The sequence below is a fragment of the Micromonospora sonneratiae genome (assembly GCF_042679305.1).
Taxonomy (GTDB): Bacteria; Actinomycetota; Actinomycetes; order Mycobacteriales; family Micromonosporaceae; genus Micromonospora_H; species Micromonospora_H sonneratiae.
This window is the reverse complement of record NZ_JBHTMP010000162.1, coordinates 1-1,222: the sequence shown is the minus strand read 5'-3', so window position 1 is coordinate 1,222 and position 1,222 is coordinate 1. Positions and strand designations below refer to the sequence as shown.

The window sequence follows — 1,222 nt, the reverse complement described above, 5'->3', positions numbered from 1 at the left end:
CCAGCTCCGGTGGACGTCTCAACTCCCGAAAACGGCGCACAGACACCGTCGCCCGAGTCAGAGCTGGTTCTGGCCGCCGGACTTACGGACCCGAGTGACACGGCGTCGCTCAGCCAACCGGACACGACGACCGACACCACGCCAGCGACGACTGTTCCTGGAGCCGCACAGCCGACGTTAGTACCCCAGTCCATGCAGGGTTCGACCAGTCCTGCACCGCAGACCGCTGGCGACACGCCACCCCAGGGGTTGCCTGGTCAGGCTGCCGACGATGGGCAGCGTTCCGATGCGGTCGATGTTCAGCTGGGGCCGGCGCCTCCGACGCCGCATCATGATCCGGCGAGCCCGGTCGATGATCGTCGTCTTCTTCAGTCCCTGCCCCGTGGGCGTGATGGTAGGCACCCCGTCCATCCCGATCCGGCCGGGAGCGACTGGATCAGTTGGCTCAACGACGGGGGGCCGTTCACCGATGGTCGGCGGTTCAACTGCGTCGATTCGGCGATTGCTGCTCTGTCGACGTGGTTCGGTCACCCTCGGGTGGCCGGCAGTAGCCAGCGTACCGACGGGACAGAGCGGAGCGTTGTCGAGCAGTGGCTCGGGGCACCGTTTGGTCCTGTCCTACAGGGTGAGGCTGGCCCGGCGCGGATCGAGACGGATCTGAGGGCGTTGGGGCACGGCGCGGCGGCAATCGTGACTCTGAACTATTCCCACATGTCGGCAAGCCACATGCTGATTGCCGTCAACCATCGCAACACCATCTACTGGATCGACGGCCAGAACTTCACCGGTCCGCTGCCGCAACCGCCGTACGCCGGCAACATTACCCGCAGCAGCGCGCTGCTCCTCGACGCGCGTGGCGTACCGGTAACGAGACCTACCACGCAGACAATCCCGGAGATCGAGATACCGGAAAGACTCGCCACGGGCCTCGATGACGAAACCGGTCCCGCCGAAGACACCGGCGACGATGCCAGGCCCAACCGAGATGCCGAGCCGGCCAAGCAGAAAGAAACGCCGAGCAGTGACCGGGCCGACGGCACGTCGCGGGTCGACGATACGTCTCGGACCGATGATGTTTCGGGGGTTGATGTCGAGCCGGAGTTGCGGCCGACCACGAATCTGGGGCCGGTTTATCCGTCGGCTGTTGGGCGTACGGGTGCTGATCTGCCGCAGCAGGTGCGTGATCTGGTGGATCAGGCGAAGCAGCGGTTGTTGTCGACGT

1 protein-coding gene is annotated in these 1,222 nt (G+C 65.5%); it reads left to right on the top strand.

All coding sequences use genetic code 11. From position 1 onward, the window contains the following. Window positions 1-192 precede the first annotated feature (192 nt). On the top strand, window positions 193-1,222 hold a 1,030-nt coding region (locus ACFQ4H_RS34795), incomplete at its 3' end, for a toxin glutamine deamidase domain-containing protein (RefSeq protein ID WP_377579532.1).